This window comes from Streptomyces sp. NPDC086080 (assembly GCF_044540255.1).
Classification (GTDB): Bacteria; Actinomycetota; Actinomycetes; order Streptomycetales; family Streptomycetaceae; genus Streptomyces.
Genome location: NZ_JBITRU010000018.1, coordinates 162,931 through 180,598 on the forward strand (window position 1 = coordinate 162,931; position 17,668 = coordinate 180,598).

A 17,668-nucleotide genomic window follows, 5' to 3' on the forward strand; every position below is an offset into this window, starting at 1 on the left:
GCGTGAGCGATGCGTGAGCGGAGCCGCCGGGGACCTACTTCTGGGACTTGCCGCGCTTGGGCTTCTTGGCGCCCTTGCCTGGGGCGTTCGCCTTGGTCTTCGGCTTGCCGCCCTTCGCCTTGCCGGCGTTCTTGGCCGCAGCCTTCTTGGCCTTCTCCTTTTTCGCGGCCTTGCGTGCCGCCTTCTCGGCCTCGGCCTTGCGCTGAAGGGGGACCAGCTTCGCGGTCGCCTCGGCGGCGCTCCTGCCGACCTGGGGCAGGACGCTCTGGTAGATGTCCCGAGTGATCCGGGTATCACTGTGACCGAGGGTGTCCGACACGATCTTGATGTCGATGTCAGCGGCGAGCATCAGGGTGGCGGCGCCGTGGCGGAGGTCGTGCAGACGGATCGGCGGAAGTCCGGATGCGGCGACGAGACGCTCGAAGAGATCGGTCACCTTGCCCGGGTGGAGCCAGGACCCGTCCTCCTGGGTGAAGACGTTCCCCGTCTCGACCCACGCGGTGCCCCACTCCTGGCGGTCGGCCTCCTGCCGCGCACGGTGCCGCTTCAGGACGTCCACGGTGTCGTCGTCGAGCGCGACCACGCGATACCCGCTGTCCGTCTTGGGATCGGACGCCTCGACCCCCCAGCCGTCCTGCACGAGTTGGGAGGAGACGGTCAGGGCGTGCGTGTCGAGGTTCGTCTCCGACCACGGTTGCCCGCACGCCTCGCCACGGCGAAGGCCACGGAAGGCGATCAGGTGCCACATCGCGTACAGCCGGTCTTCGGCGACGAAGTCGAGGAACGCTCCTGTCTGCTGCGGCGTCCAGACCATCACCGGCGACTGCTTCTCGCCCGTTTGCTCCCACTTGGCGACCCGCTCGTCCGTCCACACGAGCGCCTTCGGCTTGCGCACGGGATCGATCTCGACGTGGGCGGCGGGGTTGAAGGTGATGATCTGCTGCCCGATCGCGTCGTTCAGGGCCGCGCGGAGGGTGGCCTTGACGTGCTGGCGCGTGGCGGGGCCGGTGACGCGGCGGAAGGGCGGCATCTCATCGATGGCGGTCTTCATCGTCTTCCGGCGGGCGCGATTCTCCCCGCCCTTCCACGGTATGGTCGCCAGCTCGTCGAGTGCGGCGCGCCGTTGAGCGTTGTCCTCCAGGATCTGGGCGTTCGCGTCGCGGATGTCGGTGAACATCTCGCTGAGGTGGCTCACGCGGAGCCGGTCCAAGCGGCGGTTCCCGATGCGAGGCTTCAGGTGCACGCGGACGTCGGTCTCGTAGCGGTTGAGACCGGACTTGCGTATGCGCTTGCCGGCCAGCCACCGGTCGAGCCACTCGGCCACGGTCAGGCTGCCGATGAGGTCCTGGCCGGAGTTGAGGCGCCGCCTCGTCTCCTCGACTTCGGGCAGAGGCGACCGTTCGCGGCTAACCTCCGCCAGCATCTCGGCGATGAGCTCGGTGCCCTCGGGGTCGTCCGACTCGGCCAGCCCGAGGAGGGCGCGTACGTGGTCGAGGTCGGCCTGGGCGGCCTTCAGACTGCCGTACCCGCCGCGGGCGAAGGAGCGCCGGCTGCCGTCCTCGCGGGGCGAGAGCTCCTGGCGTACGGAGTAGGTGCAGTGGTTCCTGCTGTTGCGCTTGGGGCAGGAGGTGCCGAGTTCCTTGCCGGTCTTCGGGTCGCGGCAGGAGCAGCGGCGGTAGGTGGAGCCCTTCAAAGATCATTCTCCTCGGTGGTATCGGGATCGCTCCCGGATGAGTCGATCGCGGTGGCCACATCGGGCCACAAGGACGGGGGCGTGACGCCCTCTTGCCGGATGAAGGCTCGGATTCTGCGCAAGCTGCTGGCGGCGTCGTCGGCTGTCTCGGCGGCACGGGCCTGAGAGCGGAGGGCCTCGGCTTTACGGTCGGCGTTCGGGGCGGTCTCGGCGTGGTAGCGCGCGTGGTCCTCGTCGCGGCGTGCTTTCCGTAGCCGCTCCTCGGCGGCGTGGTGGGCGCGGAAGTAGCGGAGCATGTCGTCGTCCGTGCCGAGGTCGGTCTCCTCCCCGGTGAAGCGGCGCAGCGCGTCCAGCGAAGTGGTGGGGTGCTGAAGCGGGAGTCGCTGCACGTCGTCGACGTAACCGACCGGGTAGACGAGGCAGATGGGCGGGGTGTTCAGGGCTTCGGCCAAGACGATGACGTCGACCAAGGGCAGGTTGGAGCGGCGTCCGGACTCCATGTTGGCGATGACGTTGCGCGGGATCGGGTGGCCGATCTCCTCGCATTTGTCGGCCAAGTCCTGCGCGCTCCAACCCAGTTCCTTCCGTCGTCTGCGGACTTCGGCGGCCACGGTGGCCATGACCTGATCCACCCACTCCGGAACGTCGTCCTCGTCGTCGACCTTCTTGGATCCAGGGTCGCTACGGCGCTGTGTCATTTAGACACAGTAGCTCGCTTAGCGTTGATTCAAAGACCTGGAGACGGACGCGATGGGCGCGTTCGCCGTGGGCTCAGTCATGGATGGAGCGCGCATGCGCGAGAAGGAAGAGGCCGGCCGGGCGAAGGGGATGAGCCGCGAGGAGCTCCTTGAGCTCCCTGCGGCCGTTGACCTGGAGACGGGCAATCGGGCGCTGGGGCTGGGGCGGAGCAAGGGGTACGAGCTCGCCAAGCGTGGCCAGTACCCGTGCAAGGTGCTCCGTCTCGGAAACGCCTACCGGGTGGTGACCGCGGACTTGTTGGCTCTGCTGGGGCTGGCAGCGTGAAGCGCCTGACGCGTAGCAGTTGGTTCTGCGCTGAGCTGACACAGAAACGCTGGACTGTGGCACGGCGTGGACGTACTGTCCGTGGTCGCTCGCGGTGCCGAGAGACCCGCGAGAAGAGAGGGAGCCTCCGGCGGTGCAACGCCGGAGGCCCCGAGACTCCCCAGCAATCCCGTGAGAACCGACCCGGCGGCAAGGGTGTGCAAACCCGAAACCGCCAGACGAGGAGCCGCCCAGTGCAACCCGAGAACTCCGAGTCCTATTCCGCCCCCGTACGAGCGGCTTGGCCCGCCACAGCCATCCCCGGCCGGCCCGGCGCCCACCTGAGTCCCGCGCAGGCCGACGGCAGGGTGGACCCGAGCGACGGTACGGCCGATGACAGCGCCAACGAGGCGGACCCGGCGATCGGCCTGGAGGCCATGCCCGACGCGGAGCCGACGGTCGGCTCGAAGGCTCTGGACGAGCTGCGCTCGCAGATAGCCCGGTTCGTGATCCCGCCCTCCTCTGAGGCACTGGACGCGATCACTCTGTGGGTGGCAGCGACGCATCTCCAGCCGGCGTGGCAGCACGCCCCTCGGTTGGCAGTGGTGGGGCCGGCGAAGCGCTGCGGCAAGTCGCGGTTGCTGGACGTGCTGACCGAGACGGTCCACGAACCTATGCTCACCATCAACACAACACCGGCGGCCATCTTCCGCTCGATCCACGAGGACGAGCCGCCGACGTTGCTGGTGGACGAGGCCGACACCATCTTCGGTCCCAAGGTCGCGGAGAAGAACGAGGAGACGCGCGGTCTGCTCAACGCTGGCCATCAGCGCGGCCGGTACGTCACCCGGGTCGTCGGCAACGACCACACCCCGCACAAGTTCGCCACCTTCGCGATGGCGGCCATCGCGGGAATCGGGGACCTGCCCGACACGGTCATGGACCGGTCGGTGGTCATCCGCATGCGGCGCCGGGCCGAGGGCGAGAAGGTCAAGCCCTTCCGCTCCCGCCGGGACATCCCCGCCCTGCACGAGCTGCGATACCGTATCCACGCACTGGCCAGGCCGCTGCTGGAAGACGCCGCGAACCTGGAGCCGGACATGCCGGTTGAAGACCGCGCCGCCGACACGTGGGAACCCTTGGTGATCGTCGCCGACCTGGCGGGCGGCCGCTGGCCCCGGCTGGCGCGGATCGCCTGCGCGCGGATGGTCGCCGCCGAAGTGGCGGCAGAAGAGGACCACCCCAGCGGGGCGCGCATCCTGGCCGACATCCGTCGGGTCTTCTTCGCCCAGAGGGAGGCGGACAGCCTCTCCACCGAGGATCTTCTGCACTACCTGAACGCGGACGCCGAAGCCCCGTGGGGAGAGCGAGGCCGCTACGGCCTGACCGCCCGCGAACTTGGCGCGATGCTGCGCGACTACGACATCCGGCCCGGCAATGTACGCATGGCCGACCGGACTCAGCGCAAGGGCTACATGCGCCACAAGTTCCTCGACGCGTGGCGGCGGTACTGTCCGGCCGTCCACCCAGTCGAGGCCCGCGGCGGCGATAGCTGATCCGCGGCTCCTGGTTGCCGTACTTGCCGTCCCTGCCGTGATCTCGCAGGTCAGACAGCACGCCGGCAAGACGTCAGCCAGGGGCAAGACGGCAACGCAGGCGTTTCCAGGAGTGCTGCCCGCCGGAGACGCTGCCGAGATCCGTCTTGCCACGTCCCAGGCGTCCATGCCGTATCGCCGCAGCTCACAGCCCTGCCTATTGGGACGGACGGTGCTGCGCAGCCGTCCCTTCACGGGACACACCGACCCAAGCAAGCCCGCCCCGACGGCGCCGTTCTTGTCCCGATTCGGGACAAGAACGCCGCACATCTGTCCCGACTCGGGACAAGACACCAGCATCCGCCGGGACGGCACATCAGGAGAGCTGCCGTCCCGCCCTGACCTGCACGTGCAACGGCCGAGACGGCAAAGACGCCGCACACCGCTACCCCCAGGAGCCTTCCGCTTGACCACTCCGCCCCTCATGCAAGCCCCACAGCCGCACGATGATGTCCCCAGCGAAGGGCGACCGAAAAGGAAGGCTGACGCTGAGCAGTTCGCGCTCGGCGCGGCCAGCATCGTCATCGTCGCCCTGACCGCCGGAGCGTTCTGGCTCTCCTACGCGCACCTGGCTGACGTCGCCGGCCAGCACGGGCTCGGAGCGTCGCCCATTCGCCGCTGGGCCTGGCCCGCCACCCTGGACGCGTTCATCGTCGCGGGCGAACTGCTCATGCTGCGCGCGGCACTGCGCCGCGTCACGGACCCGTGGGCGATCGCCGTGACCGCCGTCGGATCGGTCGGCTCCATAGCCCTGAACGTCGCCGGGGTCAGCGGCACGGGCAACGCACGCACCGTCCCGTTCCTCGACTACGTGGTCGCCGCCGTCCCTCCGGCCGCCGCGATGGTCGCCTTCGGCGTCCTCATGCGACAGATCCACCAGCTCGTCGCGCCGTCCGACGACTCCCCGAACACCGGTTCCGTACAGACGTCGGAGCAAGCGGTCGGCGACTTCAGTCACAGCCACCTGCCAGACGCCGCTCCTGCCGGTTCGCGAGCCGCCGGCGGTGAGCGGACGGAACCTGCGGCACAGGCTCCGGAGGGCAAACCGAGCGGTGGCCGTCCGGCGAAGGCGACCATCGCGGAGCTGGCGGATATCGGTCGGGCCGCCGGTCGCCAGCACGGCAAACTCACGCGCGGCCTGCTCCGAGCGGCAGTGAAGGACCGGGACCTGACGATCGGCAGTGAGCGGCAGACCGAGGTGATGGAACTGCTTCGGCCGGAACTAGAAGCCGCCGGGATCGAGGTCTCCAAGCGCTGACCGCCGCCTGCTCGGGTGACCGGAACCCTTCCGGTCGCCCGAGCAGACGGCCAACCGCCCAGTCAATCTCCACACCCTGTGGACAGCACGACGACCCTGCCGGGCAGGCATCTCCGCTCCGCCTGCCGGCCGTACCTGGAGCAGCTTCCTTGACGCACGACGAGCACCCGCCTGAAGACACCGACGCTGAGACACCTGTGTCGTCGCACTCCCCAACCCTGCTGGAACGTCTGCGGCGGGCGTTCGGACGGACGGCCCCTGGCGGAGCCAGTAGTACCCCGAGTCCGACTCAAGGCCGGTCTTCGGGGGTCTCCGCCCCGGGGGTGGCGGAGACGGCCCGACGCCAGGGGGCGCCGGACCAGGAGGTCGGAGCCGAGGGCAGCCCCGATGCGGACACTCTGCACGCTGTCCAGCAGCAGATTCTCCGCCCCGAGTCCGCAGCCACCCCGGCGGCCGTTGAGGGAGACGTGCAGAGCGTTCAGCTGGCGATCCGTCGTTTCAGCGGCACGAAGCGAACCATCCGTGTCGGTCCGATGCGGTTCACCAGCGTCGAGCACGTCAGGCTCCAAGAGGCCGCCGCCGAGCACGGCTACAAGGGGGATTCCGGCTTCGCCGCCGACATCGTCCTCGCCTTCATCAGCGGCCAGTTCACCGCGAATCTGCCGCTGTCCGAGGAACGCCGCCGCACCCATATGTTCCGTGCCCAGGTGCTGCGCGAGCTCAACCGCATCGGCGTCAACGTCAACCAGATCGCCCGTGCCCTCAACAGCGACCTGACTCCGCCCGACATCCGTCACCGTCTCGGCGAGCTGGACTGCCTGCTGGAGCTGATCGCCGAGGCCCTGCGTGAACCCGACGGCACCAGGAAGGACCAGGCCGCGTGATCGCCGCCATCAAACCGGCCGGGTCCAACACCCGTGGCCTACTCGCCTACCTCTACGGCCCCGGTCGCCACGACGAGCACACCGACCCGCACATCGTCGCGGGCTTCGCCATGCTCGGCATGCCAGACCCCGGCCGCGACCAAGACGCCACCCTCACCCAGATCGCCCGCCACCTCGACGATCCTGTCCAGCTTCAGAACAGCGAGTTCGGCAAGAAGGTCACCGACCATGTCTGGCACTGCCCCGTCCGCGCAGCCCCAGAAGACCGCCGCCTCTCCGACGCCGAGTGGGCCGAGATCGCCCAGCGGATCGTCGAAGCCGCTGACATAGCGCCTGCCGGAGACGACCTCGGCTGCCGTTGGATCGCCGTACGCCACGCCGACGACCACATCCACATCCTTGCCACCACCGTCCGCGAAGACGGTCGCCGCCCCAGGCTCCACGACAGCGGCGTCCGCGTCGGCGATGCCTGCCGCCAGATCGAGAAGGACTACGGCCTACGGCAGCTGAAGAAGGGCGACCGCACCGCCGGACGCCGGCCCACCCAAGCCGAGATGCACAAGGCCGAACGGCTCGGCTGGGAGCAGACCAGCCGCGACTGGCTCCAGGACCACATCCGCGCTGCCATTCCCCACGCCGGCAGCGCCGAGGAACTCCTCGCCTACCTCGAAGCAGACGGCATCGCGGTCAAACCCCGCCGCGGACCGTCCGGAGACCTCCTCGGCTACGCCGTCGGCCACCCCGGCGACCTCAATAGCGACGGCGAACAGATCTTCCACGCCGGCGGAAAGATCACCCCCGACCTCACGCTCCCCAAACTGAAGGCCCGCCTCGAAACCACCGCGCCGGAGGAGCACCCCACCGCCCGCCGCGACCAACCTGCTACCCCCTGGCACCAGGCAACCGACGCCCTTGACGGCCTCCGCACCGACATGGCCGATGACACTCATGCCCAGGCCCGCATCACCGCGCTCGGCGAACTCATCGAAGCGACTGCCCAGGAAGCCCCCGCTCACCTCCAGGCCGAACTCCGAGCCGCGTCACGAGCTTTCGCCCGTGCTCAGCGCTCCCAGATCCGCGCCGAGAACCAGGCCGGCCACACCCTACGCATTGCCGCCCGTGACATCGCCCACACCGCCACCGGGCCCGACGCGAGCGTCCTGGCCACCCTGCTCGCCGCCCTCGTTTGGGCTACGGTCCTCGCCGCCCACTGGCACGACGCGAAGAGCCACGCTCACCAGACCGAAGCCGCCCGCCAGGCCCTTCATCACCTTCAGGTGGCAGCCGATCAGGCCCTCACACCCGTTCTCGACGGCCTCGCCACCCGTCAACCGAGCGAGCAGGCTCGCCGGACCCTCGCCCACGACGTCCGCGCCGCCATCCCCAACCATGCCGATCGCATCCTCGCCGACCCCGCTTGGCCCGCCCTCGCCACAGTCCTCGCCGACGCCGAAGCCGGCGGCCACAAACCCCACCAGCTCCTCAAGGAAGCCGCCTCCCAACGCGAACTCACCACAGCCCGCCAACCCGCTCGCGTCCTGATCACCCGCATCCAACACACCGGCCGCAACCCCGCACCCAATCCCCGAGCGGAAGCCGCCCGCCGACGCACCACCATGCGGGTAACTGCGACTGATCTGGGGTGGGATGCCGCACAGTCCGTTTTGCCTCCGGTGACTGCCCGCCCGATCGAGCGTCGACAGCTATAAGACGCCGTTTCTGATGGCGTGATCGTTCGTTGAGCAGTGCATGACGGATCTGGTTGAGCGGTTGGTGCCGGACGAGTTGTGGACGCTGTTTCGGCGGGTGGTCCCGCCGACGGAGGTCATACGTCCGCAGGGCGGCGGCAAACGGAGGGCCGGTGACCGCGAATGCCTGGCAGCGATCATCTTCGTGGCCACCTCGGGCTGCACCTGGCGGCAGCTGCCGCCGGTGTTCGGGCCGGCCTGGCCCACCGTCTACCGGCGCTTCGCCCAGTGGAGCCGGGCCAGGGTGTGGGCCAGGCTCCACCGGGTCGTCCTCGACGAACTCGGTGCGCGGGGCGAGCTGGACTGGTCGCGGTGCGCGATCGATTCGGTCAGCGTCCGGGCGGCAAAAGGGGGCCTCTGACCGGACCGAATCCGACCGACCGTGGCAAGAGCGGATCGAAAATCCACCTCATCACCGACCGGAACGGCGTGCCGCTGTCGCTGGGCATCTCCGGCGCGAACATGCACGACAGCCTCGGCCTGCAGCCGCTCGTGCGCGGGATCCCGCCCATCCGCTCCCGCCGCGGACCGCGCCGCCGGCGTCCTGCCAAGCTCCACGCCGACAAGGGCTACGACTACGACCACCTGCGGAAATGGCTTCGCGAGCGTCGCATCCGCCACCGCATCGCCCGCAAGGGCATCGAGTCGTCCACCCGACTGGGCCGACACCGCTGGGTCGTCGAAAGAACGGTCTCCTGGCTGGCCGGCTGCCGCCGCCTGCACCGCCGCTACGAACGCAAGGCCGAGCACTTCCTCGCCTTCGTCGGCATAGCCGCAGCCCTCATCGCCCACCGCCGACTCACCAAGTGAAACAACGTCTTAGTCATCGACGGCCGCCTCTACGCGGCCGAAGAGGAACGCTGGAGCGGCGTCAAGCACAACCACCCCACCCGCAAGGGCACTCTCACCACCCCAACCCGCGCGCTCCAGTGGTGCTTGGAGGCCGCCGACCTCGAACCGCAGGACATCGACGTCGTCTGGGCCGCCTCCATGCGCCCCAACCCCGCCGCCGGCTGGTGGCTGGCCGAGGAGCGCGACGAACTCGCCGCCCTCCTGCCCGCCCCGCTCGGCGAACACCTCCGCCTCCTCTCCCACCACACGGCCCACGTGCTCTCCGGCTACCTGCTCTCCGGCCACGAGTACGCAGCGGGCCTCGTCATCGACGCCGGCGGCTCCTCCCTCGGGTCCGACTTCGGTCCGGGCCGGGAGCGCATCACCGGGTACGGCCTGCGACCCGATCGCATCGACCGCCTCCACCAGGGCATGCCGACCGTTGTCCCCAGCTCGGCCGGGCCTCGGCGCATCCACTCCTCCCTCGGGCACTTCTACCGGAACCTCGCCCGACGCGTGATCCCTCCCGGCGACGAGCCCGAGGGCAGCATGATGGCGCTCGCGGCCTTCGGCGACCCTCAGCGCTATGCAGCTCAGCTCCGGGATCTCGTACGGCTCGGAGACGACGGCGAGGTGCGCATTGAGTACCCCTGGGGCTCGGCGGACAGCGGCACCCCGCTGCTGCTCGGTGGCCGGGCCTGGACCGCTGACAATGTCGCGGAGCAGCCAGAACACGAACGGGCCGACCTGTCCGCCGCCGTTCAAGAGGTCTTCGCCGAATCGGTCGTCCACGTCGCCCGACACCTGCAACGTCTCACCGGATCCTCGACGTTGGTGTTCTCGGGTGGGTGCGCCCTGAACTCCCACCTCAACGGTCAGCTGGCCGCCGACAGCGGCTTCGACACCCTCTTCGTGGCACCGGCCCCGCACGACGCGGGCACTGCCGTGGGCGCCGCGCTCTACGGCTGGTACTACCAGCTCGGGCAGGAGCGCCTCCCAGTGCCGACAGGCGCGGCCTGGGGCCCGCACCCGGGTGCCGTGCCAACGCTGGCGGTGCCGACTGGGTACCGCGCCCTGACCGGCCTCGGACGGGGACTGGAGCCCACCGTGGCCGCGCTGCTCGCGGAGCGACACATCATCGGCTGGGTGCGGGGACCGCTCGAATTTGGGCCGCGTGCCCTCGGTCATCGCTCGATCCTCGCTCACCCCGGCCACACCGCCACGCGTGATCGACTCAACGCGATCAAGAAGCGAGCGACGTACCGTCCCTTCGCCCCGGCTGTCCTGCCGAACACGCCACGGAGTGGTTCATGTCGGAGGGCGACCCTTTCATGAACCGGGTCGCTCACGTCCGACGGTGCCAGGCCGCCCGCATCCCCGCAGTCACCCACCATGACGGCACCGCTCGCGTCCAGGCCGTCGCCCCCCACCATCAGGGCCTGCGTGAACTCCTGGAGCAGTTCCACGAGCGCACCGGACTACCGCTGCTGCTGAATACCTCGTTCAACCGAAAGGGCACCCCGATCCTGCGGACCGCCGAGCAGGCCGTGGCAGCGGCGGCTGACCTCGGCCTCGACGCCCTGGTTGTCGGGGACACTCTCCTGCTCGCCGACCACCTGTCCGACCCCCGTGCCACGGCTCTCCTCACGAGGTGAGGCGGATGAACCCCACCGACCTGGACCACGTCCTCACCGTGCTCGGCACCTCCCTGTGGAGCACAGACGAGCAGTCCTTCGCCGAAGTCGTTGGCACCCTGGCCCTCACCGTCTACGACGGCCACACCCGCGACCAGGGCACCCCGTACCTGGAGCACCCGTTGGCCGTGGTCACGCTCTTGCGCACCGAAATCAGGGTCAGGCACCCCGAGACCCTCGTCCTCGCCCTTCTCCACGACGCCCTGGAAGTGGCTCCCGAAGCGGAGGCGCTGCTGGTCCAGCACCTCGGAGCCCGGTTCACCGCCCGCCTGCGCGCCATGACCGCCGACCACCGCCTCGAACAGCGTCCCAGGGCCGCCGGCGATGAAACCAACTGGCGCTTCAAGCAGGCCGCGCTCCCATCCGAGGACCTCCTCGTCCGGTTCGCCGACCGCCTTCACAACCTGCGCGACCTTGCCCTCTCGCCCAACCTTGACCGGCGCCGGCGGTTCCTCCGGAGCCTGGAGGACTTCTACCTCCCGATTGCCGACGCCGCCCGCAGCCTCAGCCCCCACCTGGCGGCCATGCACGCGCTGCTCCACGCCGAGTACAACCGACACCCACAGGAGGTACGTCCGTGAAGCGGATCGTCTACTCGATGGAGCCGGTCGGCCGGACCGGCGGCCGGGTTTACCTGCGGATGCTCCACGAGGCGACGGCCGACGATGTGGAGTGGCGCACGGTCCCGGACCACAAGCGCACCTACCGCGTCCGCCGCTGGCGCAAGCTCCGCCACCTTGCCCGTCTGGCCCCTTCCATACGGGCGCTGCACGGCACCACCGGCACCTTCGTGTGGGACGACCTGAGCCTGCTGCTCTTCACCCCGGAGATGAGGGCCCGCACGGTTTTCCTCCTCCACCACTACGAGCCGCTGCAGCACGACTCCGCACCCGTCGAGGCCATGCTCTGGGAGCACCTGTTCCGGATGCTGCCGCAATGCGCCGCCGTGGTCTGCGTCGCCCCGTACTGGGCGGAATTCCTCCGGGCCCGAGGCATCCGCAACGTGCGTGTGATCTACAACGCCTTCGACATGACGGAGATCGAGAGGGCACGCGGCTTCGACCGCGCCGAATGCCGCGCCGAGTTCGACCTGCCCCCGGACGCGATAGGCGTGTACGCGGGCAAGGCCGTGCACTGGAAGGGTATCGAGGAGGTCTCGGCGGCTCTGGCCGGCGGCCCCAGGCTGCGGATGATCACCAGCGGCAGCAACACCATCGGCTTCGACGGTGCCCACTACGACGTGGAACGCGAGCGCTACCTGCGGCTTCTGTGCGCGTGCGACGTCGGTGTCTTCCTTCCCCGGATGCGGGAGGGCTGGAGTCGCTGCGCGGCCGAGGCCCTGCTGCTCGGCCTGCCCTGCCTGATCCGCCCGGTGGCCGGCCTGGGCGACCTCGCTACCCTGACCGGTCAGCCGGCCCCGGACCTCGACCGCCTGCCGACGCAGGTCCGGGAACGCGCGGCAACGCGTCAGGCCGAGGCCAAGGCCGCATACGAGGCCCTGGCCCGGTTCGATCTGAACTACTTCGGCAACGCCTGGGGCGACCTGCTGGCGCAGGTCGCCTGACCAACGACTATGCCTGCGTAGCGGCCAGCTTCTTGGCCGCGGCGTCCAGACGGGCGAGCACGCGGTCCCGGCCGAGCAGCTCCATGGACTCGAACAGAGGGAGTCCGATCGTCCGGCCGGTGACCGCTACCCGGATGGGTGCCTGGGCCTTGCCCAGCTTGAGGCCGTGCTTCTCGCCGACGGCGAGCAGGACGGCCTTCAGGTCGTCCGCTTTCCAGTCCGCGACAGTGGCCAGTTCGGCACGGGTGTCGGACAGGATGTCGCTGGCGCCGGCCTTCATCGCCTTGTTCCACGACGCCTCGTCCTCGACCGGCTCGTCGAGGAACAGGAAGTCCACGTAGCTGGTGATCTCCGACAGAAGCGCCAGTCGGGTCTGGGCCAGCGGGGCCGCCGCCTCGAAGAGGTTCCTGTCGAACGCCTCCGGAGCCCACGGCGCGTACGGGGCGACGAGCCATGGCGCACAGGCGTTGGCGAACTGCTCCGGCGAGAACGCGCGGATGTAGTCGCCGTTGAACGCCGTCAGCTTCTTCACGTCGAAGAAGGCAGGCGCCGTGTTGACGTCCTCGATCCGGAAGAGCTGCTCCAGCTCCTCGTGCGGCATGACCTCCCGGTCGTCGCCAGGGCCCCAGCCCAGGAGCATCAGGTAGTTCACCATCGCCTCGGGCAGGAAGCCCTCGGCGAGGTAGTCCTCCAGCGCGACCTTGTCACGGCGCTTCGAGAGCTTCTGCCGCTTCTCGTTCACGATCACCGGCAGGTGCGCCCACACCGGCGGCTTCGCACCGAGCGCCTCCCACAGCAGCTGCTGCTTCGGCGTGTTCGACAGGTGCTCCTCACCGCGGATGACCTGCGTGATGCCCTCGTCCAGGTCGTCGACCACGTTGGCGATCAGGAAGACCGGGGACCCGTCACCCCGGGCAATGACGAAGTCCTCGATCGCGTTGTTCGGGAACGCTGGCTCCCCGCGGACCAGGTCGACCACGACGGTCTCGCCCTCGTCAGGCGTCCGGAACCGCAGCGCCCGTCCCTCCTCGAAAGCCAGTCCCCGGTCCCGGCAGAACCCGTCGTAACCCAGGTGATCCGAGCCCGTGCGCTCCTTCAGTTGCTCCCGGCTGCAGTCGCAGTAGTACGCCCGACCGGCCGCGAAGAGCTGCAGACCCGCTTCCCGGTGCCGATCGGCGTTGTGCGACTGGAAGTACGGCCCCTCGAAGGCGGCGTCCTCTTCGTGGATGCCGATCGCTGCGAGAGCGCTGATGATCCCGTCGATCCACTCCGGCTTGTTCCGGGCCGCGTCTGTGTCCTCGATCCGCAGGACGAACGTACCGCCGGACTGTCGCGCCACGGCCCAGTTGTAGAGAGCGGACCGTGCACCACCGACATGGAACATGCCGGTCGGAGACGGGGCGAAACGAACACGAACCGGGGCAGTAGACATGCACTCCAGGGTACCGACGCCGGGCACCGTTTTCGGACCACTGCGCCGACTCCGCATCCGCGCTTTCTGGCCGTCTTCGCCTCCTATTCGTACCTTGCTTTCACCGTTCCCAGTGCCGCCGGCCCCTTGCCCCAGGCCGTTCACCGTGGTGAGCGACAGGAGTGTTGTCCCACAGCCCGAGGTGATCGCGAGCCGCGTCCCGCCGCAGCGCGGTTGGCAGCATGGGCATCTCATCACGGCGGGCTGACGGTCAAGTGGTACTGAGGGGGACGGTCAGTCGCTGCGGTTTATGAGACGGGTCACGTTCGCTTTCACCCAGTGCGAATACTCTGTCGCACTGCTCGCGAACTGAGGCGCTATGGGTGGCGATGACGACAGCGCATCCCGACTCGCTCATTTCGCGGAGAATATCGACGACCGTGCTCGCGTTGGCGTCGTCGAGGGCACCGGTCGGCTCGTCCGCCAGCACCAGCGCAGGCCGCTTGACCATGAGACGGGCAAGGGCCACACGCTGCTGTTCCCCACCGCTGAGATAGTGGATCGTCTCGTTCTCCCTGCCGCCCAGGCCCACGCGGTTCAACGCCTCGGCGATGGTCTTGCCCGGCTGGTCCGGCAAGGGCCGGCGCGGTTTCACGGCCACCTTGAGGTTCTCGGCAACGGTCGCGTTTTCGATCAGGGCGTAGTTCTGGAACAGGTAGCCGAGCACGTCACGGCGGAACCCACGGATCTCGCGCCGGCTGAATCGAGTGATGTCCTTGTCCTCATGGCGGATCACCCCCGCGCTCGGCTTGTCCAGCAGGCCGAGACAGTTGAGGAGCGTCGACTTGCCCGAACCACTGGGCCCGACGAGGGCGAGCATCTCGCCACGGGCAACGGTGAAGGTGACATCGGACCACAGAGTCCGAGAACCGTAGGACTTCGAGAGATTCTCGATATCGATCACGACAGTACTCCTGCTGAGGGGAAGGGGATCGCACGGGCGGACCTCACGCCTGGGTCGCCCCTTCCCTAACGATGCGACGGTGGAAGACGGCGAGGGCAAGGAGCACAGCACCGAGTTCGATGACCACGAGCCCGGCGATGATGCTCAGATCAAGTCCGGTGAGCTCGACGAGCGGCCGGGGGAGGGGGGCACCGGACGCGGCGATCCGTTCCAGATCCTTGTTGCGCATCCACGTTTCGAAAGGTACCCGGGTGGCCAGGAGGAAGGCGATGGCCACCTCCACGCCGAGGATGAACCGGTGGGTGGCCACGTATCTCCACCCATTGATGTGCTGGGCGAAGATGGACTGGGAGTTCTTGCGCGCGTAGATGACGCAGATGCCGACACCGGCGATGAGGAGGACGATGACTGTCAGCACAAGGTTGAAGAGCTGCACCCGGAACTCGGTGGCCACCTCTCGCATCTTCAGCGCGGAGTTCTCAGCGACAGGGCGGAGCGCCACGACGTAGACGCCCAGCCTGTTCCCCTGAATGGCGCGAACGACGACATCGGGGTCGGGGAAAACGACCCCCTCCTGCGCGGCGAACGCGGTGTAGCCGTCGTCGGACACAAAGTGTGAGCCGTTGGGGACCACGACAAGGACCGGGTCCTGTACAAGGGAACGGTCCTCCTTCTGGCTGTGGGCCGCGTTGTAGACCTGGCTTCCGGGGTTGTATGTGAAGACGCTCTGGCCGCTCTTGCCCGGGAGTGCTTCCAGTTGGCTCCGAGGGTCGAAGTCCGAAGCCAGTACTCCGACGACCGCCTTGCGGAGAGCCGCCTCGTGTCCGCGGAGAGCTTCGGGAACGATGAGCCGTACCCTGTCCTCTTTTGCCGTCTCGCCCTTCCGAGCCGCGGGCATGTAGCGCTGTCCCGCCGGGTCGAGGACGGGCTGTTGAGTAAGGAAGGTCTCGTTCACGACGAGCACTTCGCCTGGCGGAAGGTGTGAACCCGGCACCAGGCTCTGGAGGTCTCGGCGCCCGGCGAGAATGACCTTCCCGTTACCGTCGGCCCGACGCAACCACGGGCCGATCTCTTCAACCACCCTCTCCTTCTCACCGGAGAGACCTCCGTTGAGGCGGATGGTGACGGCGTCGCCCGCATCGGCGTAGGCCGCCCGGTTCTCTTGACGTGTCTCCATGTCTCTGCCGACCGCCGCGACGTCGGTGGCCACACTGAGTGCGAGCAGCAGAGCGGGGATGCGCACCAGGTAAACGCCGACGGATGCTGCCCGAGCGGGCAGGGCGCCCTTCACGGCGCGCAGCACGTCGACCTTGAACGTCAGGGCGATCACCGCCACATGAGCGGTCAGTACTAGAAGAAGGAGCAGTCCGGCCAAGACGGCGGCCAGGGCGGCGAAGAGGGTGAGCCAGGCAAAGCCGTTGTAGAGGCCGAGGGAAGTGAGTGCTACCGCAGTCACGGCACCGAGCGCCACCGCCCAGGGCACCAGCAGTTGCCTCAGGTCACGCACTACGAGGTCCACCAGGGAGAAGCCCTGCAACCGCAGAATCCCATAAGTCCTCGCGGACAGCAGCACGCTCGCGCCGGTGAGGGTTACCGCGGCGAGAGCGATTACCCAGAACGACCAGTACATGACGCTATTGGTGTAGGTGGTGGCCAGTTCGCCATAGGAGAGCGGGTGGGACACGTCTGCCCGCAGGCCCAGGTCGGAGAACTCTGCGACCAGTGAGTCCGCGGCCTCCGGCGGTCCGAACACGTAGTAGTGGCCGCGCGGATCACGCTGCCCGATGTCGGCGATCGGATGCACGTCCGTGGCCAGGTTCGAACTGAACGCCGGATAACCCTCGTTCAGCCACGCGCCGGCTCCGGCCGGGTCATCTCCTGCGGCCATGTACAGGTGGCGACGGCCATCAGGTTCCCTCAAGTCGGGCACCTCACGAGCCACCGTGACGCCGTGGTCCTCGGCAAACGACGCGATCGACTGGGCAACCTGGGCGCCACTCGTCGAATCATCGGAGTCGAAGACGAAGATCACGGCCGAATTGCCCAGCACCTCATCCTCGTCCAGTTCCCGGACGAACAGGAAGGCCAGCACCGCAGCGAAGAACAATACGGCGACGTGGACGAACTTGATACCTCGGTGCAGCATCGGCTTCCTATGTCGGATCACTGGGTCGGGCTTGTGAGACCGCGCTGGGCCGGTGAGATGTGGTGGGAGAGGGGCGGTGGACGGCGAGGGACGGACCACAGTGAGCCCCGGTGACGTCGACACCGGGGCTCACGGTAGTACTCAGGATCAGCGCGTGCAGCCCTTGTCCCAGTACGCCTTGCCCGTACCGCCGCTGAGCTCGGCCGACGCCAGGGCCCACGGCCCCGGTGCGGTGCAGCCGCTGTAGGCCCAGTAGTCGCCGTCCGCCGAGGACGAGTGGTTCACGGAGGCGTGCTTGTAGTTCGACCAGACGCTGCAACAGCCGGTGCCGTACGACCACTGACCGCCGCCCACATTGACGGAGGCCATCGCCGGAGCGCCTGCAGCCACGGTGAGGGCGACAGTCGCGAACACGACCTTGAGCACGTTCTTCGGTCTCAAAGCTGGACTCCTAGTCCCTAGTACTCCAGCTGTAGATCGTGATCTTGCTGGTCGGGGCCGGTGCGGGGACGGGTGCGGCCACCGTTGATCATCGTGACTTGTGTGGAGTACTGATGAGACAGTGGCCGCAGGTCACAGCATAGATCCCGTCCGTTGGCGGGAGGCGTTCGAGGTGGCCATGGGCCGGATCGCGGGCCGGTTCGCCCGGTTCGAACCCCGGCTGCGGGCAGGGCGGTTGGTGCTGGGCCTGCTGTCGGACCTGCCGCGCAAGAACTGCTGGACGATCGCCGAGTGGGCTGGGGAGAGCAGCCCGCACGGCATGCAGCATCTGCTGTGCCGAGTCGTCTGGGATGCCGATGCCGTCCGTGATGACGTGCGCGAATACGTCGTCGAGCACCTCTATGACGATGCCGCGGTCCTGGTGGTCGACGAGACCG

15 protein-coding genes and 1 pseudogene are annotated in these 17,668 nt (G+C 68.4%); 10 read left to right on the forward strand and 6 right to left on the reverse strand.

Annotated elements, in window-relative coordinates; all coding sequences use genetic code 11:
* Positions 1 to 34 precede the first annotated feature (34 nt).
* Both ACIF9R_RS22135 and ACIF9R_RS22140 read right to left on the reverse strand, forming a co-directional pair.
* Positions 35 to 1,693, reverse strand: coding sequence for a tyrosine-type recombinase/integrase (locus ACIF9R_RS22135; protein ID WP_399982674.1), 1,659 nt, complete (start codon positions 1,691 to 1,693; stop codon positions 35 to 37).
* Positions 1,690 to 2,391, reverse strand: a complete 702-nt coding sequence (locus tag ACIF9R_RS22140; protein WP_399982677.1) for a helix-turn-helix domain-containing protein — start codon at positions 2,389 to 2,391, stop codon at positions 1,690 to 1,692. Before ACIF9R_RS22140 ends, ACIF9R_RS22135 begins: the two co-directional genes overlap by 4 nt.
* Before the next feature lie 94 nt (positions 2,392 to 2,485).
* Here ACIF9R_RS22140 and ACIF9R_RS22145 point away from each other — a divergent pair, with 94 nt between their 5' ends.
* The 9 genes and pseudogenes from ACIF9R_RS22145 to ACIF9R_RS22185 all read left to right on the forward strand — a co-directional run bounded on the left by ACIF9R_RS22145 (position 2,486) and on the right by ACIF9R_RS22185 (position 12,269).
* Positions 2,486 to 2,716 carry a hypothetical protein gene (locus ACIF9R_RS22145; RefSeq protein ID WP_215207164.1) on the forward strand — a complete coding sequence of 77 codons (231 nt, stop codon included), beginning with the start codon at positions 2,486 to 2,488 and terminating at the stop codon, positions 2,714 to 2,716.
* Between the two features lie 233 nt (positions 2,717 to 2,949).
* Positions 2,950 to 4,251, forward strand: coding sequence for a DUF3631 domain-containing protein (locus tag ACIF9R_RS22150; protein WP_399982679.1), 1,302 nt, complete (start codon positions 2,950 to 2,952; stop codon positions 4,249 to 4,251).
* Between the two features lie 463 nt (positions 4,252 to 4,714).
* On the forward strand, positions 4,715 to 5,548 hold the full coding sequence (locus ACIF9R_RS22155; protein WP_399982722.1) for a DUF2637 domain-containing protein: 834 nt from the start codon (positions 4,715 to 4,717) through the stop codon (positions 5,546 to 5,548).
* Positions 5,549 to 5,871: 323 nt separating this feature from the next.
* Positions 5,872 to 6,432 (forward strand): MobC family plasmid mobilization relaxosome protein, encoded by a 561-nt coding sequence (locus ACIF9R_RS22160; RefSeq protein WP_399982681.1) that lies wholly within the window; start codon positions 5,872 to 5,874, stop codon positions 6,430 to 6,432.
* Complete coding sequence (locus tag ACIF9R_RS22165; RefSeq protein ID WP_399982683.1) at positions 6,429 to 8,141, forward strand: relaxase/mobilization nuclease domain-containing protein; 1,713 nt, start codon at positions 6,429 to 6,431, stop codon at positions 8,139 to 8,141. Before ACIF9R_RS22160 ends, ACIF9R_RS22165 begins: the two co-directional genes overlap by 4 nt.
* Before the next feature lie 40 nt (positions 8,142 to 8,181).
* Positions 8,182 to 8,990, forward strand: a protein-coding gene (locus tag ACIF9R_RS22170; protein ID WP_399982686.1) for an IS5 family transposase whose coding sequence is annotated in 2 segments (ribosomal slippage) — positions 8,182 to 8,524 and positions 8,524 to 8,990 — 810 coding nt in all. Because the reading frame shifts where the segments join, the coding sequence is not laid out codon by codon here.
* 180 nt (positions 8,991 to 9,170) lie between these two features.
* Positions 9,171 to 10,666: pseudogene (locus ACIF9R_RS22175) on the forward strand (carbamoyltransferase C-terminal domain-containing protein).
* A gap of 5 nt (positions 10,667 to 10,671) precedes the next feature.
* Positions 10,672 to 11,286 carry an HD domain-containing protein gene (locus ACIF9R_RS22180; RefSeq protein WP_399982689.1) on the forward strand — a complete coding sequence of 205 codons (615 nt, stop codon included), beginning with the start codon at positions 10,672 to 10,674 and terminating at the stop codon, positions 11,284 to 11,286.
* A complete protein-coding gene (locus tag ACIF9R_RS22185; RefSeq protein ID WP_399982691.1) occupies positions 11,283 to 12,269 on the forward strand; it encodes a glycosyltransferase in 987 nt (328 codons plus the stop codon). Before ACIF9R_RS22180 ends, ACIF9R_RS22185 begins: the two co-directional genes overlap by 4 nt.
* 7 nt (positions 12,270 to 12,276) lie before the next feature.
* On the opposite strand, the gene gltX is transcribed toward ACIF9R_RS22185, so the two are convergent.
* The 4 genes from gltX to ACIF9R_RS22205 all read right to left on the reverse strand — a co-directional run bounded on the left by gltX (position 12,277) and on the right by ACIF9R_RS22205 (position 17,231).
* On the reverse strand, positions 12,277 to 13,653 hold the full coding sequence (gltX, locus tag ACIF9R_RS22190; RefSeq protein ID WP_399982724.1) for a glutamate--tRNA ligase: 1,377 nt from the start codon (positions 13,651 to 13,653) through the stop codon (positions 12,277 to 12,279).
* A 298-nt stretch (positions 13,654 to 13,951) separates the two neighbouring features.
* A complete protein-coding gene (locus ACIF9R_RS22195) occupies positions 13,952 to 14,644 on the reverse strand; it encodes an ABC transporter ATP-binding protein (protein WP_399982694.1) in 693 nt (230 codons plus the stop codon).
* A 43-nt stretch (positions 14,645 to 14,687) separates the two neighbouring features.
* Positions 14,688 to 16,790 carry a hypothetical protein gene (locus tag ACIF9R_RS22200; RefSeq protein ID WP_399982697.1) on the reverse strand — a complete coding sequence of 701 codons (2,103 nt, stop codon included), beginning with the start codon at positions 16,788 to 16,790 and terminating at the stop codon, positions 14,688 to 14,690.
* Positions 16,791 to 16,937: 147 nt separating this feature from the next.
* Positions 16,938 to 17,231 carry a lactococcin 972 family bacteriocin gene (locus ACIF9R_RS22205; protein WP_399982699.1) on the reverse strand — a complete coding sequence of 98 codons (294 nt, stop codon included), beginning with the start codon at positions 17,229 to 17,231 and terminating at the stop codon, positions 16,938 to 16,940.
* 178 nt (positions 17,232 to 17,409) lie between these two features.
* On the opposite strand from ACIF9R_RS22205, the gene ACIF9R_RS22210 reads away from it, so the two are divergent.
* Positions 17,410 to 17,668: transposase (locus ACIF9R_RS22210; protein WP_399982701.1), on the forward strand; the 259-nt coding region annotated here is incomplete at its 3' end.

What these genes read in the sequence shown, in the direction of transcription:
- ACIF9R_RS22140 (WP_399982677.1), bottom strand. Translation starts at nt 2,391, where the DNA reads ATGACACAGCGCCGTAGCGACCCTGGATCCAAGAAGGTCGACGACGAG.
- ACIF9R_RS22145 (WP_215207164.1), top strand. Translation starts at nt 2,486, where the DNA reads ATGCGCGAGAAGGAAGAGGCCGGCCGGGCGAAGGGGATGAGCCGCGAG.
- ACIF9R_RS22155 (WP_399982722.1), top strand. Translation starts at nt 4,715, where the DNA reads ATGCAAGCCCCACAGCCGCACGATGATGTCCCCAGCGAAGGGCGACCG.
- ACIF9R_RS22180 (WP_399982689.1), top strand. Translation starts at nt 10,672, where the DNA reads ATGAACCCCACCGACCTGGACCACGTCCTCACCGTGCTCGGCACCTCC.
- gltX (WP_399982724.1), bottom strand. Translation starts at nt 13,653, where the DNA reads ATGTTCCATGTCGGTGGTGCACGGTCCGCTCTCTACAACTGGGCCGTG.
- ACIF9R_RS22200 (WP_399982697.1), bottom strand. Translation starts at nt 16,790, where the DNA reads ATGCTGCACCGAGGTATCAAGTTCGTCCACGTCGCCGTATTGTTCTTC.